The 25,841-nt window shown below is 59.3% G+C and carries 22 protein-coding genes; 13 read left to right on the top strand and 9 right to left on the bottom strand.

All coding sequences use genetic code 11. The features are described from left to right. Positions 1 to 109: 109 nt before the first annotated feature. A complete protein-coding gene (locus DXT77_RS20015; protein WP_007958692.1) occupies positions 110 to 439 on the top strand; it encodes a DUF1820 family protein in 330 nt (109 codons plus the stop codon). A gap of 110 nt (positions 440 to 549) precedes the next feature. Here the strand turns inward: DXT77_RS20015 and DXT77_RS20010 are convergent, their stop codons facing one another. The 4 genes from DXT77_RS20010 to DXT77_RS19995 all read right to left on the bottom strand — a co-directional run bounded on the left by DXT77_RS20010 (position 550) and on the right by DXT77_RS19995 (position 4,063). Next, positions 550 to 1,104: a tetratricopeptide repeat protein gene (locus DXT77_RS20010; protein ID WP_003228518.1), complete on the bottom strand. Its 555-nt coding sequence runs from the start codon at positions 1,102 to 1,104 to the stop codon at positions 550 to 552. Positions 1,105 to 1,329: 225 nt separating this feature from the next. Further along, positions 1,330 to 2,613 carry a glutamate-1-semialdehyde 2,1-aminomutase gene (gene hemL / locus DXT77_RS20005; protein ID WP_085712269.1) on the bottom strand — a complete coding sequence of 428 codons (1,284 nt, stop codon included), beginning with the start codon at positions 2,611 to 2,613 and terminating at the stop codon, positions 1,330 to 1,332. A gap of 10 nt (positions 2,614 to 2,623) precedes the next feature. Beyond that, on the bottom strand, positions 2,624 to 3,247 hold the full coding sequence (gene thiE, locus DXT77_RS20000; RefSeq protein ID WP_114885725.1) for a thiamine phosphate synthase: 624 nt from the start codon (positions 3,245 to 3,247) through the stop codon (positions 2,624 to 2,626). An 18-nt stretch (positions 3,248 to 3,265) separates the two neighbouring features. After that, positions 3,266 to 4,063 (bottom strand): hydroxymethylpyrimidine/phosphomethylpyrimidine kinase, encoded by a 798-nt coding sequence (locus DXT77_RS19995; RefSeq protein ID WP_119428884.1) that lies wholly within the window; start codon positions 4,061 to 4,063, stop codon positions 3,266 to 3,268. Between the two features lie 304 nt (positions 4,064 to 4,367). Between DXT77_RS19995 and DXT77_RS19990 the strand changes: the two genes are divergently transcribed. The 4 genes from DXT77_RS19990 to DXT77_RS19970 all read left to right on the top strand — a co-directional run bounded on the left by DXT77_RS19990 (position 4,368) and on the right by DXT77_RS19970 (position 10,840). Further along, the gene (locus tag DXT77_RS19990; protein WP_119428883.1) at positions 4,368 to 6,716 is read left to right on the top strand and encodes a hybrid sensor histidine kinase/response regulator; all 2,349 of its coding nucleotides are present in this window, start codon (positions 4,368 to 4,370) and stop codon (positions 6,714 to 6,716) included. 95 nt (positions 6,717 to 6,811) lie between these two features. Further along, positions 6,812 to 8,461 (top strand): acyl-CoA dehydrogenase family protein, encoded by a 1,650-nt coding sequence (locus DXT77_RS19985; protein WP_119428882.1) that lies wholly within the window; start codon positions 6,812 to 6,814, stop codon positions 8,459 to 8,461. A 171-nt stretch (positions 8,462 to 8,632) separates the two neighbouring features. Further along, the gene (amn, locus tag DXT77_RS19975) at positions 8,633 to 10,132 is read left to right on the top strand and encodes an AMP nucleosidase (RefSeq protein ID WP_162130486.1); all 1,500 of its coding nucleotides are present in this window, start codon (positions 8,633 to 8,635) and stop codon (positions 10,130 to 10,132) included. A 72-nt stretch (positions 10,133 to 10,204) separates the two neighbouring features. Further along, positions 10,205 to 10,840 carry a pseudouridine synthase gene (locus DXT77_RS19970; protein WP_119428881.1) on the top strand — a complete coding sequence of 212 codons (636 nt, stop codon included), beginning with the start codon at positions 10,205 to 10,207 and terminating at the stop codon, positions 10,838 to 10,840. Here the strand turns inward: DXT77_RS19970 and DXT77_RS19965 are convergent. Further along, positions 10,835 to 11,044, bottom strand: coding sequence for a DUF2788 domain-containing protein (locus DXT77_RS19965; protein ID WP_003228500.1), 210 nt, complete (start codon positions 11,042 to 11,044; stop codon positions 10,835 to 10,837). The genes DXT77_RS19970 and DXT77_RS19965 overlap by 6 nt on opposite strands. Positions 11,045 to 11,150: 106 nt before the next feature. Then, a complete protein-coding gene (locus tag DXT77_RS19960; RefSeq protein ID WP_007909658.1) occupies positions 11,151 to 11,630 on the bottom strand; it encodes an Lrp/AsnC family transcriptional regulator in 480 nt (159 codons plus the stop codon). A gap of 455 nt (positions 11,631 to 12,085) precedes the next feature. Between DXT77_RS19960 and DXT77_RS19955 the strand changes: the two genes are divergently transcribed. Then, a complete protein-coding gene (locus tag DXT77_RS19955) occupies positions 12,086 to 13,138 on the top strand; it encodes a DUF6515 family protein (protein ID WP_119428880.1) in 1,053 nt (350 codons plus the stop codon). Here the strand turns inward: DXT77_RS19955 and DXT77_RS19950 are convergent. Then, positions 13,132 to 14,028 (bottom strand): cation diffusion facilitator family transporter, encoded by an 897-nt coding sequence (locus DXT77_RS19950; RefSeq protein ID WP_085712262.1) that lies wholly within the window; start codon positions 14,026 to 14,028, stop codon positions 13,132 to 13,134. The genes DXT77_RS19955 and DXT77_RS19950 overlap by 7 nt on opposite strands. 15 nt (positions 14,029 to 14,043) lie before the next feature. Continuing rightward, positions 14,044 to 14,463, bottom strand: coding sequence for a polyribonucleotide nucleotidyltransferase (locus tag DXT77_RS19945; RefSeq protein ID WP_114885714.1), 420 nt, complete (start codon positions 14,461 to 14,463; stop codon positions 14,044 to 14,046). 361 nt (positions 14,464 to 14,824) lie between these two features. On the opposite strand from DXT77_RS19945, the gene hrpB reads away from it, so the two are divergent. The 5 genes from hrpB to DXT77_RS19920 are packed head-to-tail and all read left to right on the top strand — an operon-like array spanning position 14,825 to position 23,310. Next, on the top strand, positions 14,825 to 17,344 hold the full coding sequence (gene hrpB, locus DXT77_RS19940) for an ATP-dependent helicase HrpB (protein WP_119428879.1): 2,520 nt from the start codon (positions 14,825 to 14,827) through the stop codon (positions 17,342 to 17,344). A gap of 54 nt (positions 17,345 to 17,398) precedes the next feature. Beyond that, positions 17,399 to 18,871: a site-specific integrase gene (locus tag DXT77_RS19935; RefSeq protein ID WP_119428878.1), complete on the top strand. Its 1,473-nt coding sequence runs from the start codon at positions 17,399 to 17,401 to the stop codon at positions 18,869 to 18,871. Then, positions 18,864 to 20,798 (top strand): hypothetical protein, encoded by a 1,935-nt coding sequence (locus DXT77_RS19930; protein ID WP_119428877.1) that lies wholly within the window; start codon positions 18,864 to 18,866, stop codon positions 20,796 to 20,798. Before DXT77_RS19935 ends, DXT77_RS19930 begins: the two co-directional genes overlap by 8 nt. After that, complete coding sequence (locus tag DXT77_RS19925) at positions 20,795 to 22,837, top strand: integrase (protein ID WP_119428876.1); 2,043 nt, start codon at positions 20,795 to 20,797, stop codon at positions 22,835 to 22,837. The genes DXT77_RS19930 and DXT77_RS19925 overlap by 4 nt, the downstream gene beginning before the upstream one ends. 2 nt (positions 22,838 to 22,839) lie before the next feature. Next, positions 22,840 to 23,310 (top strand): hypothetical protein, encoded by a 471-nt coding sequence (locus DXT77_RS19920; protein ID WP_119428875.1) that lies wholly within the window; start codon positions 22,840 to 22,842, stop codon positions 23,308 to 23,310. Between the two features lie 2 nt (positions 23,311 to 23,312). On the opposite strand, the gene DXT77_RS19915 is transcribed toward DXT77_RS19920, so the two are convergent. Then, complete coding sequence (locus DXT77_RS19915) at positions 23,313 to 23,558, bottom strand: helix-turn-helix domain-containing protein (protein ID WP_119428874.1); 246 nt, start codon at positions 23,556 to 23,558, stop codon at positions 23,313 to 23,315. Between the two features lie 104 nt (positions 23,559 to 23,662). Here DXT77_RS19915 and DXT77_RS19910 point away from each other — a divergent pair, with 104 nt between their 5' ends. Both DXT77_RS19910 and DXT77_RS19905 read left to right on the top strand, forming a co-directional pair. Continuing rightward, positions 23,663 to 24,250 (top strand): hypothetical protein, encoded by a 588-nt coding sequence (locus DXT77_RS19910; RefSeq protein WP_119428873.1) that lies wholly within the window; start codon positions 23,663 to 23,665, stop codon positions 24,248 to 24,250. Continuing rightward, positions 24,250 to 25,650, top strand: coding sequence for a DEAD/DEAH box helicase (locus DXT77_RS19905; protein ID WP_119428959.1), 1,401 nt, complete (start codon positions 24,250 to 24,252; stop codon positions 25,648 to 25,650). The genes DXT77_RS19910 and DXT77_RS19905 overlap by 1 nt, the downstream gene beginning before the upstream one ends. The last annotated feature ends 191 nt before the right edge of the window (positions 25,651 to 25,841 follow it).

Here is a 25,841-nt window from a genome sequence, read left to right as displayed (position 1 = left end):
AGAACCGCGCATTATAGGGAACATGTCCCCAGGTTCCTACCGTTGCGCGTCCGGTGGCTATGCTATAGTTCGCGCCCTCATTTTTACCCCGATGTGTTGTCCGCCCGCCATGACCAAACGCGAAGCTCCAATCTACAAGGTGATTTTCCTCAACCAGGGCCAGGTGTTCGAAATGTACGCCAAGCAGATCTATCAAAGTGATCTGTGGGGCTTCCTGGAAGTGGAAGAGTTCGTCTTTGGCGAGCGTACCCAGGTGGTCGTCGACCCGAGCGAAGAGAAGCTCAAGGCACAGTTCGAAGGCGTGGTGCGCAGCTTTGTGCCGATGCATTCGATCGTGCGTATCGACGAAGTGGAACGCCTCGGCACGCCGAAAATCAGTGAAGCCCGTGGCGGTGTTGGCAACGTGATGCCGTTCCCGGTGCCGATGCCTGAGAAGTAAAGTCCAGACCTCATCGACTTCATCGCGAGCAGGCTCGCTCCCACAGTAGATCTCCAGTGTTCAGAGGATCTCTTGTGGGAGCGAGCCTGCTCGCGATGGGGCCAGTATGATCAGGGCAGTGGCGAGAACGGCGTACGCCCGTCGGCGCTCTGCAGTTCCATCAGGTATTTACGGAAAATTTGCCCGAGCACCTGGGTTGCGGTTTCCAGGTCTTCGCGGGACATTTTTTCAGACACTTCGTCGGCGGTGTCGAGTGCGTCTTCGGCGCCGTTGACCGCGGCCATCTTCAGCACGATGTAAGCCTGAATGTTGTTGGCCTGCACGCCTTCACCGTGGAAGAACATGGTGCCGAGCTTGAATTGCGCCTGAGCGTGACCTTGCAGCGAGGCCTTTTCGAAATAGCTCAGGGCTTGATTGAGGTCGCGCGGCGCATTCTTGCCGTCGTAGTAGAACTCACCCAACTCGTATTGCGCTTGCGCATCCCCTTCATCCGCTGCCTTTTGGCAGGCGGCGAGGGCCTGCGTGACATCTTGCGGCTGAGTATTGAGGGTGCAGCGACCCATCGCCGGGATCAACAACGAGTTGCCGCCTGCTTGTGCATGTGCGAGCAGCGGCTGAAGGAGCAACAGGCAGCCCAAGGCAAGGGTGCGGCCGGTGCGGTTCATGGGAATCGACTTACCTCTGAAGGGCGCGCGGACCCGTCGAGGGATCCAATAAGCGCGCATTATGAAATAAGCAGGGGCCACCTTACAAAGTCTTTACTCGATTTTCTGCTGTGTGGGGAATATATCACCCGGTTTGCGGGAGATTTTTGGCAGAAGCGTCGGAGAAAACGCTGGAATGTAGGTGAAAGCTGACGCTGGCAATGGCCAACGTCAGCGATCAAGCCATTACTTCAGTTTGGCGAACGCGCGCTCGGCGGCGTCGAGGGTCAGTTTCAGTTCGGCTTCGCCGTGGGCGATCGAGGTGAAACCGGCTTCGAATGCGCTCGGTGCCAGGTACACGCCACCTTCGAGCATCAGGTGGAAGAAACGACCGAACAGCGCCGCATCGCTGGCCATCACGTCTTCGAAAGTAACGATGTCGTCAGCGCCGCTGAAGTACAGACCGAACATGCCGCCAGCCTGGGTGGTCACGAACGGAATGCCCGCCGCGTCAGCGCGCTGCTGCAGGCCGTCGAGCAGGCGAGTGGTGTAGTCGGTCAGCTCGGCGTGGAAACCCGGACGACTGATCAGGCGCAGGGTGGTCAGGCCGGCGGCCATCGCCAGCGGGTTGCCCGACAGGGTGCCTGCCTGATAGACCGGGCCCAGCGGTGCGATGCGCTCCATGATCGAACGCTTGCCGCCGAAGCAGCCGACCGGCATGCCGCCGCCGATGATCTTGCCGAAAGTAGTCAGATCCGGAGTCACGCCGTAGTAAGCCTGGGCGCCGCCGAGGGCGACGCGGAAACCGGTCATCACTTCGTCGAAAATCAGCACCACGCCGTGCTTGTCGCACAGGCTGCGCAGGCCTTCGAGGAAGCCCGGTGCCGGCGGCACGCAGTTCATGTTGCCGGCCACCGGCTCGACGATGATGCACGCCACATCCTGGCCGACTTCGGCGAGCATTTTTTCAACCGCATCGATGTCGTTGAACGGCAGGGTCAGGGTGTGTTTGGCGAACGCTGCCGGTACGCCGGCCGAACTTGGCACGCCCTGGGTCAGTGCGCCGGAACCGGCCTTGACCAGCAGGCTGTCGGAGTGACCGTGGTAGCAGCCTTCGAACTTGATGATGCTGTCGCGGCCGGTGAAACCACGGGCCAGACGGATCGCACTCATGGTCGCTTCGGTGCCGGAGCTGACCATGCGCACCATCTCCATCGACGGCACCAGCGAGCAGACCAGATCGGCCATCTCGGTTTCCATCGCGGTCGGCGCGCCGTAGGACAGGCCGTGTTGCAACTGGTTACGCACCGCGTCCAGCACGTCCGGGTGGCTGTGGCCGAGGATCATCGGGCCCCAGGAACCGACGTAATCCACATAACGCTTGTTGTCTTCGTCGGTGACGTAGGCGCCTTCGGCGTGCTTGAAGAACAGCGGTGTGCCGCCGACGCTCTTGAACGCGCGAACCGGCGAGTTCACGCCACCGGGAATGTGTTTCTGGGCGTTGGCAAACAGGGTTTCGGAACGGGACATGATCGGGCTCTCAGACTTTTAGTAATTCGTTGAATGCGCGGGCGCGGCGGGTCACTTCGGCGGTGCTGTCGGCGCCGAACAGGCCATGGACCACGGCCAGCAGATCGACACCGTGGGCTACCAGCGGCGCGGCGTTGTCGAGGGTGATGCCGCCAATCGCGCAGATCGGCAGGTGCAGAGTGCGTTTAGCCTCGTCGAGCAGGTCCAGGCTGCAGGTCGGCGCACCGGGTTTGGTATTGGAATTGAAGAAACGGCCGAAAGCGACGTAGCTCGCGCCTTCTTTGGCGGCCTGTTCGGCCAGTTCGAGTTGGGCGTGGCAGGTCGATCCGATGATCGCTTTCGAACCGAGCAGGGCGCGGGTCGGCGACAGCGGGCCGTCGGTCTGGCCCAGGTGGACGCCGACGTTCAGGCGTGCGGCCAGTTCGGCGTCATCGTTGATGATCAACTGGGTCTTGTAGCGTTCGCACAGATCACGCAAGGCCTCGGCCTCACGCAGGCGCCGGGCTTCGTCGCTGCTCTTGTCGCGGTATTGCAGCAGGGTGACGCCGCCTTCCAGCGCCGCCTCCACGTACGGAAGAAACTTGCCGGCCAGCAATGGACCGTCGGTAATGGCGTACAGGCCACGTAGTTTCATCAGGCAGACCTCACGACGTTACGAGCAGAAATCCAGCGGCAGGCGACGCGGCACGAACTGGCCTTTGCCCAGCTGTTCGGCATCGCGCAGGGTGCGCCAGGTGTAATCCAGCGCGGTACGCACGGCGCTGGCCAGGTTTTCGCCCTGTGCCAGTCGACCGGCGAGGGTGCTGGCCAGGGTGCAGCCGGAACCGTGGTAGCTGCCGGGCAGGCGCTGGCACTTGAAGGTTTCGCGCAGGCCGTCACGGCTGTACAGGCGATTGTGGATTTCGGTTTCGTCGCCGTGGCCGCCGGTGATCAGCAGGTTTTTGATGAACGGCAACAGTTTTTCAGCGCACTCGTCCGCGGTGCCATCTGGCAGTTCGGCGAGGATCCGGGCTTCGGGAAGGTTGGGAGTGGCAATGATCGACAGCGGCAGCAGGCGTTCGCGCATGGCGTAGCCGACTTCGTCCTTGCCCAGGCGTCCGCCACCACCGGCGCGCAGCACCGGGTCGCAGACCACTGGCAAGTGCGGGTGCGCCTGGAGCAGTTCGACAATGGTGTCGACCATTTCCAGGGAACCGAGCATGCCCAGTTTCACTGCCGCGACTTCGGAGTCGTTGAGCACGGCATTGGCCTGGGCCAGTACCCACTCACGGTCGAGGACGCGAAAGTCAGTGACGTTGACGGTGTCTTGCACGGTCAGGGCGGTGACGGCCGGAGCCGCATGGCAACCCTGAGCGAGCAGGGCTTCGATATCTGCCTGCAAGCCGGCGCCACCACTGGGGTCGTGGCCGGAGAGACAGAGGACAACGGGGCGGGAGCTGTAGATATTCATGGTGCGCGAGCTTACCACCAAACCTGTTTTTCGGGTGTTGTGGCACAGCGTTCGGCCGATAACCTCGATAACCGGATCCGCAAGGGTTGTAACAATCTGACCAAGCCAACAGCTCTAGCTCGGCGTTTTGCTCTGAAATGCCCGTTCTAGAGCCTTTGTCAGAAAAATTTCCATGGTGCTCAATGGCCATCAACGGCTATGCTAGAGTGGATCCAAACCAATAACAGGTAATACCGGTTTTACGTCATCTCAAAGGGAATGGGGGGCTTCCTGACACAACCGGACAAGCCACGCTGGGGCTTCAATGCGCTATTTGTTGATGTTGCTGTTCTGTTTGCCCCTCCTGGCAAACGCCGTCGAGTTCGACGAGTTCACCCAGAGCCTCCCCCTGGGTCGATCCCTGCAAGTGTTCGAAGACCCGAGCGGTCAGGCGAGCATTGCCCACGTCCGCGCGCAGGCCGCTGCCGGACAATTCAAAAAACACGATAAAGCCACGCTCAATGCCGGTTACTCGCGCTCGGCGTTCTGGCTGAAGATCGACCTGCATTACCGCCCGAGCAATCCGGCGGCGCAGCGTACCTGGCTGCTGGAGCTGGCCTATCCGCCGCTCGATCACCTCGATCTGTATCTGCCCGATGCCGCCGGCGACTATCGCCTGGTGCGCCAGACCGGGGACGCGTTGCCGTTCGCCAGTCGCGAGATCCGGCAGAACAACTACCTGTTCAACCTCACGTTCAAGCCTGACCAGCAGCAGACCGTCTATTTGCGGCTGTCCAGCGAAGGGTCTATCCAGGCGCCGGTGACGTTGTGGTCGAGCACCGCGTACCTCGAAGACCAGCCGGTGCGCCTGTATGTGCTGGGCCTGATTTATGGCGTGCTGTTGGGGATGCTGGTCTACAACCTGTTCATTTACCTCAGCGTGCGCGACACCAGCTATCTCTACTACATCTTCTATATCGCGTCGTTCGGCCTGTACCAGCTGTCAGTGAATGGCGCGGCGGTCGAGTATTTCTGGCCGGACAATCCATGGTGGACCAACGCCTCGACGCCGTTCTTCATCGGTTGCGCGGGGTTGTTCGGCAGCCAGTTCGCCCGCAGCTTCCTGCAGACCAAAAACCACAGCCGCTGGCTTGACCGTCTGTTGATTGCCCTGATCGCCTTCGGCGCGCTGGTGATGGGGCTGTCGCTGATGACCAGTTACGCCCTGGCCCTGCGTCTGGCGACGACCCTGGCGCTGACCTTTACCGTGGTGATTTTCGCCGCCGGGATCCTCGCCTGGTGGCGCGGTCTGCGCGTAGCCCGCTATTTCATCATCGCCTGGTCGGCGTTTCTGCTCGGCGGGATCGTCAACACGATGATGGTTCTGGGTTTGCTGCCGAACGTGTTCCTGACCATGTACGCCAGTCAGATCGGCTCGGCCATCGAGGTGGCGCTGCTGTCGCTGGCGCTGGCCGACCGGATCAACGCGATGCGTGAGCAACAGGCGCAGACATTGTTCGACGCTGGCCAGAAACTTGAAGTGCTGAACCAGCAACTGGCCCACAGCAACAAGCTCAAGGACGAATTCCTCGCGACCCTGACCCACGAACTGCGCACGCCGATGAACGGCGTGATCGGCTCGCTCGAGCTGATGCAGACCGTCGAACTGGACCCGGAACTGGAGCAATACCAGCAGACCGCCGCCGGTTCGGCCCGGGACATGATGCGCATGGTCAACGGCATCCTGACCCTGACCGAGTTGCAGGCCGGCAAGCTCAAGGCAACGCCGGGAAGTTTCAGCTTGCGGGCGGTGGTCGAGGCGCTGCGCGTGCAGTTCGACGGCAATGCGTCGAGCAAGTCGCTGGACTTCAAGGTCGACGTGCTGCCGACCCTGCCGGACCGACTGCATGGCGACAGCGTCAAACTCGCGCAATGCCTGGAATGCCTGCTGGACAACGCGATCAAGTTCACCCGCGTCGGCGGTCTCGCCCTGCGGGTCACCGGCAAACCGTCGACGGACAATCGCCTGGCGTTATCCTTTGCGGTGATCGACACCGGCATCGGGTTTACCGATCTGGGCGAGGCCACGCTGTATCAGCGCTTCTTTCAGCTCGACGGCTCGATGACCCGTGAGTACGGCGGCCTGGGCGTCGGTCTGGCGATCTGCCGACAACTGGTGGAATTGCTCGGCGGCAAACTCACGCACCGTTCCGAGCCGGGACGCGGCAGCCGTTTCCAGCTGGACGTCGAGTTCGAGTTGCCCGCCGTCGAAGCCGCGCCGACGCTTGTTCGCGATGCCATTCGCGCACCCCAGGACTGCACGGTGTTGCTGGTGGACGACAACAGCGTCAATCAATTGGTGATGCGCGGGATGTTGCTCAAGCTCGGTTTCCGCGTGCGCACCGCCGACCACGGTGCCGCAGCCCTCGAATGCCTGCAGCGCGAAGCGTTCGATGCGGTGCTGATTGATTGCCAGTTGCCGCCGCTCGATGGTGCGTCGCTGTGTTGCCAGATCCACGACCTGCCGGGTTGCGCCAACCTGCCGGTGTTCGTGATCGCGCTGGGGGCGGATCGAGAGCATTGCGCCTCCGCCGGCTCGATCGATTACCTGAGCAAACCGGTGAAATTCGAAGACTTGCAGGTCGCCATGCAGCGGCGGGTATTGAGTTGCTGACAGGGTGAAAGCGCCGGTATTTAGGCCGATATGACACTTTGATCGGTCCGGGGGCGGTGCTTAACTGAAGCTCTGGCCGATCAAGGAGCCCCGTCATGAACCTGCACCAGTTCGCCGAAACCCACGAAGTGACCAACCAGCCACCGTCGCTGGACGGCACCAACCTGTACCGCATCGACCTGCCGCTGCAGGAGTGGTCGCGGCGGTTCGGCGCCGGCTGGGCCGAATCGCGGATCGATGCCTACGGCGCATTGGCCGGCGGGCCGCTGATGGAGGCCGGGTTCCTCGCCAACCAGAACAAACCGGTGTTCGCCAGCCATGACCGCTACGGTCATCGCATCGATCTGGTGGAGTTTCACCCGGCGTATCACGAGCTGATGCGCACGGCCATCGAACATGGCCTGACGTCGTTGCCCTGGGCTCATCCACAGGACGGCGCCCATGTTGCCCGCGCGTCGATGTCCTATCTGCACAGCCAGGCCGAGGCCGGCAGCGGTTGCCCGTTGACCATGACCTTCGCCAGTGTCCCCGCGATGCGCTTGCAGCCGGATCTGGCCGAACAGTGGCTGCCGAAAATCCTCGCCACCGAATACGACCCGCGCAATGTCGGCATGGCCCACAAGGCGGGCGTGACCATTGGCATGGCGATGACCGAGAAGCAGGGCGGCACCGACGTGCGGGCCAACACCACCAAGGCTTATCCGGTCGGCGCCAGTGGCCCGGGCCAGGCTTATGAGCTGGTCGGCCACAAGTGGTTCTGTTCGGCGCCGATGTGCGATGCGTTCCTCACGCTGGCGCAGACCGACAAGGGCCTGACCTGTTTCCTGCTGCCGCGCCATCGCCCGGACGACACGCGCAATCAGTTCTACATCCAGCGTCTGAAAAACAAACTCGGCAACCAGTCCAACGCCTCCAGCGAAGTGGAGTTCCGTGGTGCGCTGGCGTGGATGGTCGGCGAAGAAGGGCGCGGCGTGCCGACCATCATCGAGATGGTGGCCATGACCCGCTTCGACTGCATGGTCGGCTCCAGCTCGCTGATGCGACAGGCGCTGACCCAGGCCAGCCATCACTGCGCCCACCGCAAGGTCGGCGGCAAACTGCTCAGCGAACAACCGCTGATGCAGAACGTGCTGGCCGATCTGGCGCTGGAAAGCGAAGCCGCGCTGGCCCTGAGCCTGCGCATGGGCAAGGCGCTGGATCATCTGAATGATCGCCATGAAGCGCAGTTCGCCCGGCTGGTGACGGCGGTGGGCAAATACTGGATCTGCAAGCGTGCGCCGGCAATGATCAACGAAGCCGCCGAATGCATGGGCGGCGCGGGATATGTCGAAGAGAGCATCCTGCCGCGGCTGTACCGCGAAGCGCCGGTGAACTCGACGTGGGAGGGCTCCGGCAACGTGCAATGCCTCGACGTGCTGCGAGCGTTGTCGAAAGAGCCGGGCGTGCTGGATGTGCTGTTCAACGAACTGGGCGACGGCCATGGCGACAAACGGTTGGCCGCGCATATCCAGCAGTTGCAGGCGTCGTTCAAGGACACGGGCGACATTCAGTACCGGGCACGGCAACTGACCGAAGACATCGCTCTGGGGTTGCAAGCGAAGCTGTTGCTGGAGGCCGGGAATGCGGCGGTCAGTGATGCGTTTATCGCCAGTCGCCTGAACGGAGGCGGGCGGGTCTACGGCGCGTTGCCGCGCGGGCTGGATGTCGAAGCCATCGTCGCCCGCTCGACACCGCAAGGTTTCTGAAACACCCTGTGGGAGCGGGCTTGCTCGCGAAGGAGCCGGTACATTCAACATCAATGCTGGCTGTGCTGACGCCTTCGCGGGCAAGCCCGCTCCCACAGGGATCGCCTATACCTGTCAGATTGATGAATAGCCACAACGCCACTGTTTCCGTGACGCCACGATGCAGGCAAGATGAAGCTCTGCAAGTCAGAACACAGGAAGCTGATCGTGACCGAAGCGTTTATTGTCGTTCAAACCGCCGAACAAGCCGTGGATCGTCTGGCCGAGCTGCATGAGCGGGCCACCACGGCGCTGAATTCGGCGCTCAAGCGTTATCTCAAGGATCGCGTCGAGCCCGACGCCGAGCAACGTGCCCTGTTCCGTTATCCCGAACTGCGTCTGACCTACCACTGCCAGGGCGAAGTCCCGCAGACCACCCGCGCCTACGCCAAGGTGCAGTTGCCGGGCACCTACAGCGTGACCGTCACCCACCCGGCGGCGTTTCGCAAATACCTGCTGGAGCAGCTCACGCCGCTGATGCATGACTTCACCGTAACCGTGGAAGTCGGCGTCAGCGAGCAGAACATTCCATACCCGTACGTGGTCGAGCAGGGCGATGAACTGGCCGGCTCCGGCGTCACGGCCGCCGTACTGGCGCGAGTGTTTCCGAGCACCGACCTGTCCGCCGCCACCGATGGCATCGCCGACGGCCTCTATGACTGGGAAAACACCGATCCGCTGCCGCTGGCGCTGTTCGATGCGGCCCGCGTCGACTTCTCGCTGCGTCGTCTGGTGCACTACACCGGCAGCGACTGGCGTCATGTGCAGCCGTGGATTTTGCTGACCAACTACCACCGTTACGTCGACCAGTTCATCGTCCACGGTCTGGAGCAATTGCGCCGCGACCCGCGTTTCGTGCGCATGGTGTTGCCGGGCAACGTGATCATCGAAAAGGGCATGGATCACGGCGAAGCCTCGGCGATTGCCGCCGGCGTCGTCTGGCACCGCTACCAGATGCCGGCCTATCACCTGATCGCCAGCGATGGCCACGGCGTGACCCTGGTGAACATCGGCGTCGGCCCGTCCAACGCCAAGAACATCACTGACCACCTGGCCGTACTGCGTCCGCATTGCTGGCTGATGATCGGTCACTGCGGCGGCCTGCGTCAGTCGCAGACCATCGGCGACTACGTGCTGGCTCACGCTTACATGCGTCGCGACGGGATTCTCGACCGGGTGGTGCCGCCGAACATTCCGATCCCGGCTCTGGCCGAGGTGCAACTGGCGCTGCAGCAAGCGGCGGCCAACATCACCGGCGAGAAGGGCGAAGAGCTGAAGAAGCGCCTGCGCACTGGCACCGTGCTGACCTACGACGACCGCAATTGGGAATTGCGCTGGGCCCAGGAGCGACCGCTGATCAACCTGTCCCGCGCCGTGGCAGTGGACATGGAAAGCGGCACCATCGCCGCTCAGGGTTATCGCCTGCGGGTGCCGTACGGCACGTTGCTGTGCGTCTCGGACAAACCCCTGCACAGTGAAATCAAGCTGCCGGGTTCGGCCAACGCGTTCTACGAGCGCGCGGTCAGCCAGCACTTGAAGATCGGTATCGAAGCGGTGGACCTGCTGCGCACCGAACTCAACTCGCTGCACTCGCGCAAACTGCGCAGCTTCGACGAGCCGCCGTTCCGCTAACGGTTTGTCGTGGTCATTTGGCGGTCGGGGCACTAGCATTGTCAGCCCCGACCGTTAGATGTTCTTTTCGCCATGTCCCGTCCCCAACGTCCATCTTCCCGCCGCCCCGGCGCGAAGCCGTCCTCTTCAGCCCCGCGCCGTGTCGCCAAGGCACCGCCGGCCGAGCCGAAGCTGATCCTGTTCAACAAACCCTTCGATGTGCTGACGCAATTCAGCGACGGCGAGGGGCGGGCGACGCTCAAGGATTACATCGACGTTCCGGGCATCTACCCGGCCGGGCGGTTGGATCGTGACAGCGAAGGTTTGCTGCTGCTGACCAACGACGGTCAGTTGCAGGCGCGTATCGCCGACCCCAAGCACAAACTGGCGAAAACCTATTGGGTGCAGGTCGAAGGCGTGCCGACGGCCGAGCAGTTGCAGCGCCTGCGTGACGGTGTCGAACTGAATGACGGCATGACCTTGCCCGCCGAAGCGCGGCAACTGGAGGAGCCTGAACTGTGGCCACGCAATCCGCCGGTACGCTTTCGCGCAACCATTCCGACAACCTGGCTGGAGCTGGTGATTCGCGAAGGGCGCAACCGTCAGGTGCGGCGAATGACGGCGGCGGTAGGGTTGCCGACGTTGCGGCTGGTGCGGGTCAGGATTGGTGACTGGACGATCGAAGGGCTCGATCAGGGCCAGTGGAAAGAAGTGCCGGCGCGCTTATAAGGCGCCGGATTCGATCAGGCCGATCACCACACTCTTGATGATGAACGCGGCCACGCCCAGGCCCAGCACGAAGAACAGAATGAACGAGCCGAAGCGCCCGGCCTTGGACTTCTTCGCCAGATCCCAGACGATGAAACCCATGAAAATGATCAGGATGCTGACCAGGCCGGTCATCATCCACTCTTCAAATACTGCTGGATCCATCGGGCATCTCCGGCGCTGTGCGGCTGAAAGGGCGGGCGGGAGTATACGCCAGCGGCGAACGACGCAGCATTGACCTGCGTCGGTGTGCCGCAGTCATTCGTCGATTTCAGCTACGCAGATGAGTCAGCGGCAGTTCGGTGCTGTTGAGCACCTGATTCAGCACAAAACTCGAGCGCACGCTGGTCACGCCTTCGATGCGCGTCAGATGCCCCAGCAGCAGTTTCTGGTAGTGATCCATGTCCGGCACCACGACCTTCAGTTGATAGTCGGCATCGACCCCGGTCACCAGGCTGCATTCAAGCACCTGCGGCAAGGTGCGGATTGCCGCTTCGAAGTTCTCGAAACGCTCAGGCGTGTGCCGGTCCATGCCGATCAGCACGTAGGCGGTCAGGCTCAGGCCGAGCATCTTGCGGTCCAGCAGGGCCACCTGGCGCGAGATGTAGCCGTCGTCCTCCAGTTGCTTGACCCGGCGCGAGCACGGGGAGGGCGACAGACCGATGCGCTCGGCCAGTTCCTGGTTGGAGATGCGGGCGTCGCGCTGCAATTCCGCCAAAATGCTCAGGTCGTAACGGTCGAGTTTGCTCATCAATCGGTCCTTGGTTCTAACTATTGCGGCGGATTATCTATCCAGGGTTAAAAATTGCGCAAGTGGTGTTTAATTGAGCAATCTTCGCAATCATCTGTCGCGGCCTCAGGCCTATTCTTATCACCAGAATCACTGCTCGGTAACACAGTCCACTGCGGCCCGCCCAATCAGGCCCGCCGCGGCCGCCGCCCCCACCGGGGACGTGCCGGCCCCCGAGCTGCACACTGTCCAGAAGACGGCGTGAGGTGAGCCGACGTCAAAAGCGTCGAGCCAGGACGAAGTTCTCTAGAAGGGAGGCCGACGGGTCTCCCTTTTTTCTTGCCCGCGATTTGACCTCCCTCGCTCAATAAATAAATGGCGTGACTGATAACCTGTTGCAGAACCCGGTGTGCCCATTCCCGGTCTTAGCTACAAACCCTCTTAATTACAGGGTCCGGCCCGCAGTGAGGAATTTCATGAAGTCGCGTATCTGGCGTCTGGCCAGTGTAGGTTTGCTGTGTGTGAGTGTCTGCGCCCAGGTGCTGGCCGATGAGCCGCAGAATCGCGGCCCCGAGGGTGGCGGTCGCGAGCGTGAGCATCAGGGCCACAACGAAGGCCGTGAAGGCAACAACCAGCCACGTCCACAAAACCAGCCGCAGCAGAATCAGCCGCGGCCGCAGAACAACGAGATCATTCGCGGCGACAACAGCCGCCAGTTCGAGCACAACGGCCAGCAGCACAACAATGGGCAGTGGCAGAACCACGACCAGAACCGTCCGGCCTACAACCCCAACCCGGTCCGCCAGCCGCCACCGCCACCACAACTGCCGGCCAACAGCCTGCCGATCCAGCCGCGCCCCGACACCGTGCGCCAGACCCAGGAACCGCGCCAGGGCTACTACCGCGACGAGCGACCGCAGAATGGCTACCACCAGAACTGGCAGACCGGCAACCGACCCGATGACCGTCGCTGGCCGGGTCGCCCCGACGGGCATGGCAATGGCTGGGGCCCCGGCCCGCAATACCGGCCGGGCCACGTGATCGACCGCTTCCCGGATCGTGACTTCCGCGTCCCCTATCGTGGCCAGGATTATTTCTTCTCCGGCGGCTACTGGTATCGCCCGCAAGGTCCGCGATATGTCGTGGTTCAGCCGCCACGGGGCATCCGTATCCAGTATCTGCCGGATTACGCCCGCGAAGTGTGGATCGGCGGTTCGCTGTTGTTCCTGGCGGCAGGCTCGTACTACGCCTATCAGGAAGCGACCCAGGATTACGTAGTGGTCGAGCCGCCGGTGCAGCAACCGCCGCAACCGACCAACAACGGTTATGACGTGGAAGCCTATCCGGCCAACGGCCAGTCGCCGGAGCAGGTCCAGCAGGACGGCTACCAGTGCTATCAGTATGCGGTGCAGCAAAGCGGTTTCGATCCGCGTACCGCGACCTACCAGCCCGCACCCGAAGTGGTGCAGGCCTACCGTCAGGCCCAGGGCAATTGCCTGAGCAGCCGCGGTTATCAGGTCAACTACTGAGCCCGGGCGGCTTTCACCACTTCCTGCGGGTCGGCGTGCACCAGCACTTCGGCCCGCGGGTAGGCAGCGTGGATCGCATCGGCGGCCTGATCGCTGATGCCGTGAGCGACTGACAGCGTCAGCTCCCCCGGCAATTCCAGGTGCAACTGGACGAACCAGTGATTGCCCGAGATCCGCGTGCGCAGATCATGTGCGCCGAGCACACCCGGCACACCGCAGGCCAGTTCAAGCATGTGCTGACTGACATCCACCGGCAGCTCTTCATCCATCAACACGGAAAAACTCTCCCGGGCGATCTGGATGGCGCTCCAGAGGATGTACACGGCAATCCCCAGGCCGAACCACGCATCCAGTTGATGAAAGCCCAGACCCGCCAGGATCAGGGCGATCAGGATGCTGCCGTTGAGCAACATGTCCGAACGGTAATGCAGCGAGTCCGCGCGCACGGCGTTGGAGCCGGTCTGCTTGATCACCCGATGCTGCAGCATCAGCAGAGCCGCCGTCAGCAGCAGGGAAAACACGATCACGCCGATGCTGATCCAGGGCGCGCCGAGCGGTTCCGGTTGCTGGATGCGCTCATAAGCCTGAAACGCAATCAGCACCGCACTGCCGCCAATGAACAGCGCCTGCGCCATGCCCGCCAGGGATTCGGCCTTGCCGTGGCCATAACGGTGATCGTCATCCGCCGGGCGCAGCGCGTAGTGCACCGCCAGCAGATTGAGCAACGAGGTGACGCCATCGAGGGCCGAGTCGGTGAGGCCGGCGAGCATGCTCACCGAACCGCTCAGCCACCAGGCGATGGCTTTGGCGATGATCAGCGTACAGGCCACCGCCACCGAGGCGCGGGTCGCCAGCCGCAGCAGGCGGGCGTGTTCGGGGCTGGAGGTCATGGGGGCATTGATTCCTTATGCGGCAGGTTGCAGGCCGAACATCGCCAGTTGCTGGGTGCTGCCCTTGTGCTGGATCAGGCGCGGGTCGTCCAGCGGCAGGTTGCGGCCCAGTTCTGTTTCGAGAATAGCCTGCAACTTGAGGTTATCGACCTGACCGTCCGGGCCGACGGCTTGCTTGAGCTTGGCCGGATCGACCTGCGCCGTGCGGCCCGGTTCGAAATAGATCGCGCCGGTGGTGAAGTCCACGGCAAACGCGATCACGCCGGGAAGGATATAGAACAACAGGCCCACGGCATCGAGCACGGCAATCGCCGGGTCGATCTTGCCGTCGATCTGGCCGCGCCGGTCGGGATAGAAAATCGAACCGCACGCAGTGATCTGGGTGAGCAGGGTGGCAACCAGTACACCGCCGATCAGGCGAAAAGGTAAGCGCATGGGAATCTCCTGAGTCATCTGTTAACGAAGCGTCATCGTGTGAAGTTAAGACCCTGACGAACGCTCAGCAGTTCGCCGTTATACTCGGCCCGGCAGGGCATGCCCACAGTAAATTGCGGCCCCGTCTCACCCCTATCGAAATACGTTGAGGATTGAAGTTGTTTTCTCCAGATCCATACCGCGTGATGGCTACCGAATCCTTCCGGGGTTCGGCCCTCCGGGCTAAAGCTGTGAGCGCGCCATGCTGCGTTGCGGGACTTGGTAAGGAAACGACCCTTACCTGCGTCCCGCGCCTTGCCTGGCACGCTCACAGCTTTAACGCGACTCGCAATTTACTGTGGGCACGCCCTGGGGAGCCAGCATGATTTCTTTGCCGATCGATGACGTTTTACCCGCCCTGCGTGAAGCCCTCGCGACACGCCACGAAGCCGTGCTCGAAGCACCGCCTGGCGCCGGTAAGACCACCCGCGTGCCCTTGGCCTTGCTCAATGAAGCATGGCTGAACGGGCAGACCATTCTCATGCTCGAACCCCGTCGGCTGGCCGCGCGCGCAGCGGCGGAACGGCTGGCCAGCGAGCTGGGCGAGAAGGTCGGTGAAACCGTCGGTTATCGTATTCGCCTCGACAGTAAGGTCGGCCCCAACACACGCATCGAAGTGGTCACCGAAGGCATCCTTACCCGGCGTTTGCAGGACGATCCGGCGCTGGAAGGCGTGGGCCTGCTGATTTTCGACGAATTTCACGAACGCAGTCTCGACGCCGATCTGGCGCTGGCCCTCAGTCTGAACGGTCGCGAACTGTTTCGAGCTGAACAACCGCTGAAGATTCTGCTGATGTCCGCCACCCTCGAAGGCGAACGCCTGGCCGGGTTGCTCGACGATGCGCCGATCCTGCGCAGCGAGGGCCGGATGTTCCCGGTGACGATGCGCTGGGGCCGACCGTTCCAGCCCGGCGAATATATCGATCAGCGCGTCACGCAAACGGTGCTCGAAGCGCTGCACGATGAAACCGGCAGCCTCTTGGTGTTCCTGCCGGGGCAAGCGGAAATCCGCCGTGTGCATCAGCAACTGCCGGACGCCATCGGTGAGCGCAGCGACGTGTTGCTCTGCCCGTTGCACGGCGAACTCGACCTGAATGCCCAGCGCGCCGCCATCGATCCGGCCCCGGCGGGCCAGCGCAAAGTGGTGCTGGCCACCAACATCGCCGAGACCAGCCTGACCATCAACGGCGTGCGCGTGGTGATCGACGCCGGGTTGGCGCGGGTGCCGCGTTTCGATCCGGGAAGCGGCATGACTCGCCTCGACACTCAACGCATCTCCAAAGCCAGTGCCACCCAGCGTGCAGGCCGGGCCGGGCGTCTGGAACCGGGCGTGTGTTATCGCCTGTGGTCGCAGGATCAGCACGAACAACTGGCGGCCTATGGCAGCGCGGAAATCCTCTCGGCGGATCTCGCCGGACTCGCTCTGCAACTCGGACGCTGGGGCGTGGCGCCGAGTGATCTGATCTGGCTCGACGTACCGCCGGCTGCCGCTTATGCACAGGCTCAGGATCTGTTGCAGCGCCTCGGTGCGCTGGACGGCGAAACCCTCAATCGCCACGGTCAGGCCATGGCCGAACTGCCGGCGCATCCGCGCATCGCTCATTTGCTTTTGCGCGGTCAGGCACTGGGTCTGGCGAACATGGCGTGCGACGTCGCCGCGTTGCTCGGCGAACGGGATATCTTGCGCGGCGCGGGGGCGGATCTGCACAGTCGCCTGGTGCTGCTGTCCGGCGAAGAACGCGCGGCTCGGGGCGCTCAGGGCGGCGTGCAGCGCGCCCGGCAACTGGCGCGGCAATATCGCGGCTACCTGCGCGGCAAGGCGAGCGAGCCGGTTGCCGATCCGGATCATCCACGCTGGCTCGGCGCTCTGCTGGCGCTGGCCTACCCGGATCGCGTCGCCCAGCAGCGGCGTGCCGGTGGTGCCGAATATCGTCTGGCCAATGGCCGAGCGGCGTTGTTCGCCGAAGCCGACAGCCTGATGAAGGAACCATGGATCGTCATCGCCGACCTCGGCAGCCGCCAAGGTCAGCGCGAAGAGCGGATTTATCTGGCGGCGGATTTCGATCCGGCGCTGTTCGATTCGGTGCTGGCCGAGCAGGTGCACACCGTCGATCAACTGGACTGGGACGAGCGCGAAGGCGTGCTGCGTGCCGAGCGTCAGCGCAAGGTCGGCGAACTGATCCTCAGCCGCGAACCGTTGACCGGTCTCGACGAAAACGCCCGCAGCCAGGCACTGGTCAATCTGGTGCGACGCAAAGGTCTGGAACTGCTGCCGTGGACACCAGAGCTGCGCCAGTGGCAGGCGCGAGTCGCCTTGTTGCGCCAGCTCGATCTGGACGCCAAGGGCGACAGCCAATGGCCGGATGTCAGCGACGCCACGCTGCTGAAAACCCTCGAAGACTGGCTGATGCCGTACCTGGGTAAGGTCTCGCGCCTCAGTCATTTCGCCAACCTCGACCTGTCGAGCATCGTGCGTAATCTGCTGCCGTGGCCGCTGCCGCAACAGCTTGATGAACAGGCACCGCATCACCTGAGCGTGCCCTCGGGCTCGTCGATTCGCCTGGACTACAGCGAGCAGCCACCGATTCTCGCGGTGCGTTTGCAGGAGCTGTTCGGCCTCGCCGACACACCGCGCATCGCCGGCGGCCGGCAGGTGGTCAAACTGCATTTGCTGTCGCCCGCACGGCGTCCGGTGCAGGTGACGCAGGATCTGGCCAACTTCTGGCGCAGCACCTATGCCGAGGTGAGGAAGGATTTGAAAGGGCGGTATCCGAAGCTATTCCATAAGTTGGACCCATGGGTTGAATCGCTTAACAAGAGCAGGTTGACAGATAAGGAGTAATTTGAAATTACGTAACATATAGGCTTGACTACCTTCTGAGATGGAGAGGTAGCCATGTCCTATATTAATTCGCTTCACCAAGGCCGACTGATTCTTATCCCGCATCTGCGTGACGCCTTCGCCAGTCTATATGTCCATGAAGCCCCAACAGGTTCGGCCACCTTGGGGCTCGAAGGGGATGGGCCCAGAATCATTTTCCAGCTCGATGAAGTCGGCGGCGAGCATGACCGTGATTTGTTCAACTTCCCATTTCTATTTCATGCAAATGGCGATCCCTGGCACCAGGCGAACGATTATTTGCTCAGTCTCATGCGTGAAAACACTCCGTTAAATCGGCGCACTGATGACGTTCGGCGTCGTGCAAGCAAGCTGCTTGATTACCTCCTGTTTTGTGAAGATAAAAATCTAGATTGGGAAGACTTTTCCGGTTCTAGACCTCCGCATCGCCCTACCTATAAATACTTCTATCACCTAATTAACGAAGGTCATCGCAGTAATCAGGTGATCAATCAATATACCGCCGCTGTTTATCACTTTTACAAATACGTTTCCGAGCATTGGCTTGATCTCGACATCAAACGTGTCGACACGATTAAGCTGGTACGATTCACAGTGCGGGGTTCTAAAGGCTACAAGGTCATAGAAGCAGAAAAGCGCAGTCAAACGCGGCGCACGGCACCGGTTAGTTCAGTACCACTGGGGTACGTGCGGGAGGATGGCGATGATCTTAGGCCGCTTTCCAATCGTGAGTTAGGTGCGTTTCTTGCCACCATTCGCACAGAAAAAGAATGGTCTGTGGTTGAGCGATTGATTTTGATGACCGCGCTAATGACGGGCGCCCGCAAGCAAACAGTTCTGACCATACGCTTGAAGCATTTGAAGGGCTTTACAGAGGACAGGCTGCAGCCTGAGGGTGCCTATAAATTAAATGCCGGCCCCGGCACCGGCATTGATACGAAATACGACAAACCGCAAGTCCTGTACGTTCCGAAGCAACTTGCCGAAGAACTGGTCACGCTTTCCGAAAGCCCTATTATGAAAGCGCGGCGAAAGAAGTTCCGCGCTCAGTTAGAGGCCAGTCATCCCGGCCTGTCGGTGGCCGAGGACGATATGTATTTGTTTCTCTCCGATCAAGGCAACTGCTATTACATGGCCGAAAGCGATCCGCGCTATACGATTGTGAAATCGCCGCAGACAGGACAGGTAACGGAGACAATTAAGCGCAAATTGATCCAAAAAGCCTCTAGCCCATTTCCGAAAGACTTTACATATCACTGGCTGCGAGCGACCTATGGCTATCAACTCTACCAGCGCTTGCAGCCATTGGTTCAGGAAGGAGCGATAAAGCCTGGCGAAGACATCGACTTTATTCAGAAGCGCATGCACCACGAGTCCAGAGAAACGACGGAGAACTATCTAAAATTGTTCAAGATGACTCACGAAAAAGTCATTGCACAAGAGATTTGGGAGGGCAAGTTATTTAATGGCGGCTACGCGATGCTGAAGGTGGAGGTGCGCGATGAATAGCATTGAGCAATTCGAGCATCGTGTAAATACACAGATTATTAAGCTACGTGAAGTCCCCCATGAGTTTGCCGAACCTGAGCGTTTGCGCCTGCAACTGTCTCCGAAGGAGATGAAGAAGCCATTTGATATTGGCAGTTTCGCGTATGTCATTCGTGGCGAGAATGAAAACGTTTGGGATGATCGCGGCACGCCGGTAGTGATTGAGTCTTTTGTTGAAAGTCGCCGTGAACTCGTTATGAGATTACTGAAGTCCTTGGTCGGTCTGCGTGATTCGAGTGTCCGAGCGCGATTGAGAATTATCGAGTACTTTATCGATTGGCTGAATGCGCAAGGCTATAGAGAAGTGTTTGCCAGCGCATCGCAAGCTCAGGAAGCTTATCAAAACTATACTGCGCACCTGAATTATCAAATTACCCATCAGGCATGGAAGCCTAGAAGTGCTCTAAATTATCAGCGCAATGCTTCCATAGTTATTGAACTGCTTTATCCAGAAGACAGCCACTATATTCTCGCCGGCGCGGTCAGGATAATTGCGGAGAAGGGCTCTGAAACAGCCAGCGTTGCCCATGTTGAGGTGTACCGGGACGTTTGTTTGGCCATAGCCCGGCAATGCAGCGCTTTCGTGCTGAACAATCAGCCGTATCCCTTCGTTGTGAGTATCAGAGATTATGAGGTGGTTGGGTTTCCATCAAACCACGGTTGGGTTGGGCCATTCAAGGAGTCGCCGTCTTCATATAATGCCGGCGAGCGACGGATTGCGACTGTAGAAGAATGGCGGGCAGCTAGAGAAAAAAAAGGTCGAACGCGATTCTATAAATCGGAAGCAGAGCACGACCTAGGAGGCGCGAAGGCGAACTTGGATTCGGCCAACGAAGATGAGCGCCACTGGCACCGGCTTCAGGTGGCGGGTCTTGCCGCGAAAGCCTATGCGAATCTTTTCTTGATGATTACAGGCGCCACTCCGACCGAGTTTGACCAGTTTAGATATGCAGACGCGCTCGAGGTTGAGAAGTCTCCAATCACAAAAGAGCTGTCGGCTGTGAAGTTCCGGGCGGGCGGGAAAGCAACTCTATACAACATCGGGCGGGACACAGGTTTGCCGCTGCTCAAGGAGTACCTGAAGCTTCGTGAGTGGATTCTGAATGGAGCGACACATGATGGGTTGTTCTTTACGATGCTCACGACTGGAAAACGAGTAGGTCCCAAGCACGAATTTTCTTATTTTAAGACAACTGGAATGATGTCTGGGTTCTTTAGGACCGTCAGCGGCAACTTCCTCGACCCCCAGGTAAAGATTCTTTCGCCACGCAAGATGCGAAAGCACAAAAGCCTGGGGATGCACACCGCCGGCGTGTCGCCGTCCACGGTAGCTGCAAACTTGAATCACAGCGAGGCGGTGAATCTATCCACTTATTCGGACGCTACGCCTGAGCAGCAGGCAGCCGAGTTCGGAAAATTCTGGCGGGCCATTCATCATGCCGCTCAAGTCGTTCGTGATCGCAGCGAGAGGCTCCCAAAGGGCGAGATAGCAACGGCGACGGGGCACTGTGACGGGTTCAGCCAGCCCATCCCTGTGCGCGACTCTGGGGCTGTGATAATAGAGCCGAAGTGCCGTAGCCAATACGGCTGCTTTTACTGCGAGCACTATATCTGTCACAGCGATGAAGAAGACTTACATAAAATTGTGAGTTTGCAGTATGTGATCAATGCGGTGCGTAAAGCATCGCCCGATGCGGCACATGCCGAAGCGCTCTACAAAGAATTGTCGATCCGAATCGAGTTCATCCTTGAGGCGCTTGGCGAGCGTTCGAATGCGGTGAGCCAGTTGATCGAAGCGATCAAGGCTAAGGTGTTTGAATACGGTGAACTCACGCCGTTCTGGGAGAACCGCCTGAGCCGTTATGAACAAATGGGGGTGGTATTTTGAACGCTGTTGTCGAGTCCATTGGAAGTCTCTTTTCCAGCGGTCAGTTTCTGCCTGCCAGTGAGCCAGACAAAGCACCCCAACTTCTCGACAAGCCCGCGCCCGATTTCGTACTTTGTCGTGATGAGGAAGGCAACGCCACGGCAGTATACGGCGAGCCCATTTGGGACTTTAACCCTTACCGGCTGAGTGCAAACAAAATCAGCCGAATACTTTTTGATAAGGTGTTCGATGAAAGTGGGCAAGACCAGCAGGCACTGATAGAAGAAGCCAAATATCTGCTGTATTGCATTATCTATTTTGCCGGTGGCGGGCGAAAAGGTGGACTGAGTGCAAGCACATTGAACCAGTATTGGGTCGTGCTGCGCGTGGCCATTCAGTTTTGCTATCAGCAGAAACAGAAGCCCATTGTCGGCGTACTGTACTTACAGCAGCTCTTTACCGTGCCGGTTTATCTGGGGGCTTTTATTGGTAAAGTTAGCTTTAGCAAAAGGGTTCTTGCTGGGATTTTACAAGGATTGACCAGGGTAGGCGAAGCACGGCTGGGTTATGCCGTGCTTAATCCCGACAAATTTGACGGTGATCGACCCAACTACAAGCAGCATCCAGTCATTCCGACTCAAATCTATCTGAAACTCATCAATACTTCCGGCGACCTGCTCGATCAGCTTTATCTAGGTGTTGGACGTCTCGAGTCCTTTATCTCCTGCTTTGCTGATGAGTATTATGGCATCACTTATGACCGTCAGAGATGTCTGGGTATTGGTGGCCAGGCACGCTGGCGACCCGATATGGCGCAAGCGATCAAGGATCACGGTCTGACTTCAGTGTTTGCTGGTGAGTTTGAGTGCCCTTATTTAAGGAGCCTGCAACGCGGCTTAAGAAAGATGCAGGATTTGGTGAAAACGGTGATCCACCTCTACACCGGTATGCGCGATCAGGAGGTGATGCGAATTCCGTATCACTGTTTTTCCGAAAAAGTCGTCAGGCAGGCCGTTATCGATGACCAGGGCATTGAGCGTGATAAGCCGCAGTCAGTAAACGTGCTCTCGACCACGACGAAGTTCACCGGCTACAAGAAAGAAGGCACATGGTTCGCGCCGGGGGAGGTCATCAGGGCGGTCGAAGTCGCCCAGGCGATTTGTCGCGGTCTCGCCAAACTCTACAAGATCGAGTTGGACGCCCGCTGCCCGCTGTTTCTCAATCCGTCCATTCTCAGTTTTTCGCGGAAGAGAGCCGAGGTCGGCGTAGCGAATCTTAAGGATTCACGAGGAACTTTTCTGCGCCGGCCATTGATCGGAAAGGAAGACTTAGATGAGCTGGCGCAGAGCGATCCTTCTCGTGACTTTCACAATGAGCCAGCATTTGCTGTCGGCCAGCCCTGGCCGTTGACAAGTCATCAGTTTCGACGGTCGCTGTCATTCTATGGCAGCAGTAGCGGTTTTCTTTCGTTGCCGACGCTGCGGGTGCAGTTCAAGCACATGACGATTGAAATGGCACGCTATTACTCGAATCACTACGATAACCTGCGCACTGTTTTTGGCTATTACGACGACAAGAAGAAAGACTTTGTGCTGCCAAGCAATCACTTCGCTTTCGAGTATCAGATGGCCATGCCCATGTCGGTGGCGAACCAGTTGATTGCCGATCTGCTGTTTGATGAGGAACCGCTGTTCGGTGGCACAGGTTCGTACATGGCGAAACAGAAAGAGCGTATTAAGTCGGGTGAGATTCAAATTGAGGATGTGCGCGCTGACACCGAACAACGGGTGAAAAACGGTGAAATAAGTTACCGGCCGACGTTGCTAGGTGGCTGTACAAAGGTGGGCCGCTGTGACTCTTTCTTGCTCGGTGACTACACGGAATGCCTGGCTTGCGTGGGCGCGATCATCAAACCCGATAAGATTAATGCGGCGATTAAGGATGCGATGGATGAGTTGTGCAGCTACGCAGAAGGCTCCGGCGAATATCAAATTGTGAAGGGCGATATTGAACGTTTAACCACCTTCAAAGCCCGCCTGATTGACTCAGTAGAGGTTTAACGATGAAGTCTGGTAACGGAACAAGCAACGGGGTGAGCGCTTGCGAGGAAGCCTTACAGCGCCTCTTGGTTGGGAAGCCTGTTGTTCCCGGGCATGTGGGCTTAGACCTGTCGAGACTCACCGCTAGCATAGTTAGTCTGGAAGCCGGATTTGACCGTGGCTACTTGAAGAAGTCGCGTAAAGCGCATTTACCGCTACTGGCTCAAATCGAGGCGGTTCGGACAGAGGCCAGCAAAGGGGCGGTTTCATCGAGCGGCAAACAAATCCGGCAGATGGAAAGTCAGCTGGCAGCGCTGGAAAAAACGCTGTCAATAGTTCAGGTGCAGCGTGACATCGTGCTGGCTCAGAATATGAAGTTGTGGCAACGGGTGCGTGAACTGGAACGGTCGATGGCGTATAGCAGCTCGGACCGCTCATCGAAGGTCGGCCCCCTGCTGCGTGATAAAAATGACAGGTCCTTCACCTCGGCGTGAACTTACTCGAAAGTCTCAGTGTTAGCGGGGTAGAACCCCACCTGAGGCAGTAGGCCGCATGGATCGCATGCAAGCACGTTCGCGATGCGATATAGCTTCTCGACGGTGATGTTGACCTCACCACGTTCGATCCGCCCTACGTAACTACGGTCGATATTGCACGCCAGCGCCAGTGCATCTTGGGAAATCCGGCAGGCCTTCCTCTGCACTCGGATGCGTTCCCCTAACGCTTTCGCCAACTTATCCATGACCGACTCAATTAAACTTGAGGCGGCACTATCGTGCGTTTGCGGACCCACAAGCCACGGATTATAATCCGCATTTCTTCCGCGCTAACTCTTCTGGTACCTCAATGAAATCGGCCTTGTTTATCTTCGACAGGCGTCTGTATGAGCTGCTTCATGAGCCAGGGCGCACAAGCTTTACGACCCGTGAACTGCGAGATACCTATGCTGCTCGCCTAAACGGCCCACAATTTCGTCTCGCCGATGTGCGACGCTATGTGTATGAGCAGATCCGTCGATTGGTGCGCGCGGGCTGGGTTGCACTGGACGAGGATCGTCGTGTCCGAGGACAGGTTTACCACCTGCAGCCGGTTCCGGCGCACCTGCAATTGGAACTGATCGACAACGGTTTTGAGAACAGTCTCATGGCTGCCGCTGTTTCCGAACCAGACACTGCGTTGCGCGACGTGGAGGCTTTGCCGTTTAAGTCGTCAGCCAGTACGGATTTGCAGCTGGAAGCACTCCACAAAGAAGTCCGCTTGGACTTTCTTACTTCAATGGGCGAGGCAGAGCGATTCAAGCTGCTTCTGGACGAGATGCCTTATTTGCGCGACAAGGTTGAAGGCGATTACCTAGAGGCCAGGGATCGCAGTTCTCGTCTTCTGGGCCATTTACGTGCCATTGAGAAGACCCTCAAAACGCTTGCTGCGCCATGATGAGCAGATCGCTACGCAGCTGGCAGAACAGCTGCATCGCCAAGGCATTGGAGCACTTTACCGTCACGCCGCACTTCTTCTGCCAGGCAACACCGGGAGCCGGTAAGACGCGCATGGCCGCTGAATTGGCCAACCGACTGCTTGAGCAGGACCGAATTGATCTGGTGCTGTGCTTTGCACCGTCCTGCCAGGTCGTTGAGGGTTTTCGTTCGACCTTTTCGGAAGTGCTTGGCAGACGTCTCGATGGCCAGATAGGTGCCGTCGGAGGGTCCTACACCTATCAGGCAATGGAATACCGAGATGAGGGCTTCTGGCAGCTTCTTGATGAATATCGGGTATTAGTGGTTTTCGATGAGATTCACCATTGTGCCGGCCACGATCCGCTCCTTAGTAATGCCTGGGGTCAGCAGATACTACATAGGGTGCAGGATCGCGCTACGTTTACGCTGGCCCTTTCTGGCACGCCTTGGCGCTCGGACGACAAAGCCATCGCATTGGCGCGCTACTCGTCACCCGAAGGGCATTTGATCTGCGATTACCGTTATGGCTTGAAGGACGCCATTACTGACGGCGTGTGCAGATCACCTCGCATTGTTCTGCTCGACAATCAGAAGGTGAAACTCACGGAAGAACTGGGTGCGGACAGCTCCGTGAGGCTGTTTCCCAGCATCGCCAAACTTTTGGGGGAGTCACCTGTCACCTATGAGGAACTACTGCGCCATGACGAGGTGATCAACCCAATCCTGGACCTTGGCCGCAGCAAGCTGAACGAGCTACGTCAGGTCAAACCTGATGCCGCTGGTTTGGTGGTGGCCACCGATATCGAACATGCAAAGCAAATTGCACTGGCACTGGAAGCAATGGGGGAAAAATGTCTCATCGTGACTAACAAAACCCCGGATGCGCAGCAGGTGATCAATTCATTCCGGAGTAGCATCTGCCGCTGGATTGTGGCGGTGGGAATGATCAGCGAAGGCACCGACATCCCGCGCCTGCAAGTGTGCTGTTACCTCAGCCGTATCCGCACCGAACTGCACTACCGGCAAGTGCTTGGACGGGTACTGCGACGCACAGGTGAATGGGACCACCAGGCATGGCTATTCATGCTGGCAGAGCCGATGCTTCAAGGCTTTGCGGAGCGGATTGCAGATGATTTGCCGGATGACCTTGCGGTTTTGAGAGAGGCGCAGATACCTGGATTTAACCCAGTATCAAGGTCTAATCCAATGGATGCTTCGGGTCATGTCGAGGGTATCGAAGGTGCTGGGTTAGGTGGCGCAGAATTAGGTGTTGGGTTGCAGGCTGCGAACAGCATTTGGCTGGGTGGCGTTGCAACTGAGCCCATTTACCAGGTCACATTTTCCCAACATTACCGTCAGCAGCTATTGGCTTGTTTTTGATGCTCAGCCAATTGGGACGATCAGCTTAAAACAAAGGCGTGTTGGCGCTGATGCGATTTTGACCCAGGTTGCTGATTTTGACTGATCTATATGCGGCCTGTGAAATCCCGCGTAAACACATCGTTCGCTGAATATTTGGATAGATCAATGAATTCAGGCAGCCTGGGTCAAAATCGCATCAGCGGCAACAC

The organism is Pseudomonas sp. 91RF, from assembly GCF_003576265.1.
In the GTDB taxonomy this organism is placed as follows: domain Bacteria; phylum Pseudomonadota; class Gammaproteobacteria; order Pseudomonadales; family Pseudomonadaceae; genus Aquipseudomonas; species Aquipseudomonas kribbensis.
Note: the sequence above shows the minus strand (reverse complement) of the source record. Positions and strands in the feature narration are given on the sequence as shown.

What these genes read in the sequence shown, in the direction of transcription:
- DXT77_RS20015 (WP_007958692.1), top strand. Translation starts at nt 110, where the DNA reads ATGACCAAACGCGAAGCTCCAATCTACAAGGTGATTTTCCTCAACCAG.
- DXT77_RS20010 (WP_003228518.1), bottom strand. Translation starts at nt 1,104, where the DNA reads ATGAACCGCACCGGCCGCACCCTTGCCTTGGGCTGCCTGTTGCTCCTT.
- hemL (WP_085712269.1), bottom strand. Translation starts at nt 2,613, where the DNA reads ATGTCCCGTTCCGAAACCCTGTTTGCCAACGCCCAGAAACACATTCCC.
- thiE (WP_114885725.1), bottom strand. Translation starts at nt 3,247, where the DNA reads ATGAAACTACGTGGCCTGTACGCCATTACCGACGGTCCATTGCTGGCC.
- DXT77_RS19995 (WP_119428884.1), bottom strand. Translation starts at nt 4,063, where the DNA reads ATGAATATCTACAGCTCCCGCCCCGTTGTCCTCTGTCTCTCCGGCCAC.
- DXT77_RS19990 (WP_119428883.1), top strand. Translation starts at nt 4,368, where the DNA reads ATGCGCTATTTGTTGATGTTGCTGTTCTGTTTGCCCCTCCTGGCAAAC.
- DXT77_RS19985 (WP_119428882.1), top strand. Translation starts at nt 6,812, where the DNA reads ATGAACCTGCACCAGTTCGCCGAAACCCACGAAGTGACCAACCAGCCA.
- amn (WP_162130486.1), top strand. Translation starts at nt 8,633, where the DNA reads ATGAAGCTCTGCAAGTCAGAACACAGGAAGCTGATCGTGACCGAAGCG.
- DXT77_RS19970 (WP_119428881.1), top strand. Translation starts at nt 10,205, where the DNA reads ATGTCCCGTCCCCAACGTCCATCTTCCCGCCGCCCCGGCGCGAAGCCG.
- DXT77_RS19965 (WP_003228500.1), bottom strand. Translation starts at nt 11,044, where the DNA reads ATGGATCCAGCAGTATTTGAAGAGTGGATGATGACCGGCCTGGTCAGC.
- DXT77_RS19960 (WP_007909658.1), bottom strand. Translation starts at nt 11,630, where the DNA reads ATGAGCAAACTCGACCGTTACGACCTGAGCATTTTGGCGGAATTGCAG.
- DXT77_RS19955 (WP_119428880.1), top strand. Translation starts at nt 12,086, where the DNA reads ATGAAGTCGCGTATCTGGCGTCTGGCCAGTGTAGGTTTGCTGTGTGTG.
- DXT77_RS19950 (WP_085712262.1), bottom strand. Translation starts at nt 14,028, where the DNA reads ATGACCTCCAGCCCCGAACACGCCCGCCTGCTGCGGCTGGCGACCCGC.
- DXT77_RS19945 (WP_114885714.1), bottom strand. Translation starts at nt 14,463, where the DNA reads ATGCGCTTACCTTTTCGCCTGATCGGCGGTGTACTGGTTGCCACCCTG.
- hrpB (WP_119428879.1), top strand. Translation starts at nt 14,825, where the DNA reads ATGATTTCTTTGCCGATCGATGACGTTTTACCCGCCCTGCGTGAAGCC.
- DXT77_RS19935 (WP_119428878.1), top strand. Translation starts at nt 17,399, where the DNA reads ATGTCCTATATTAATTCGCTTCACCAAGGCCGACTGATTCTTATCCCG.
- DXT77_RS19930 (WP_119428877.1), top strand. Translation starts at nt 18,864, where the DNA reads ATGAATAGCATTGAGCAATTCGAGCATCGTGTAAATACACAGATTATT.
- DXT77_RS19920 (WP_119428875.1), top strand. Translation starts at nt 22,840, where the DNA reads ATGAAGTCTGGTAACGGAACAAGCAACGGGGTGAGCGCTTGCGAGGAA.
- DXT77_RS19915 (WP_119428874.1), bottom strand. Translation starts at nt 23,558, where the DNA reads ATGGATAAGTTGGCGAAAGCGTTAGGGGAACGCATCCGAGTGCAGAGG.
- DXT77_RS19910 (WP_119428873.1), top strand. Translation starts at nt 23,663, where the DNA reads ATGAAATCGGCCTTGTTTATCTTCGACAGGCGTCTGTATGAGCTGCTT.
- DXT77_RS19905 (WP_119428959.1), top strand. Translation starts at nt 24,250, where the DNA reads ATGAGCAGATCGCTACGCAGCTGGCAGAACAGCTGCATCGCCAAGGCA.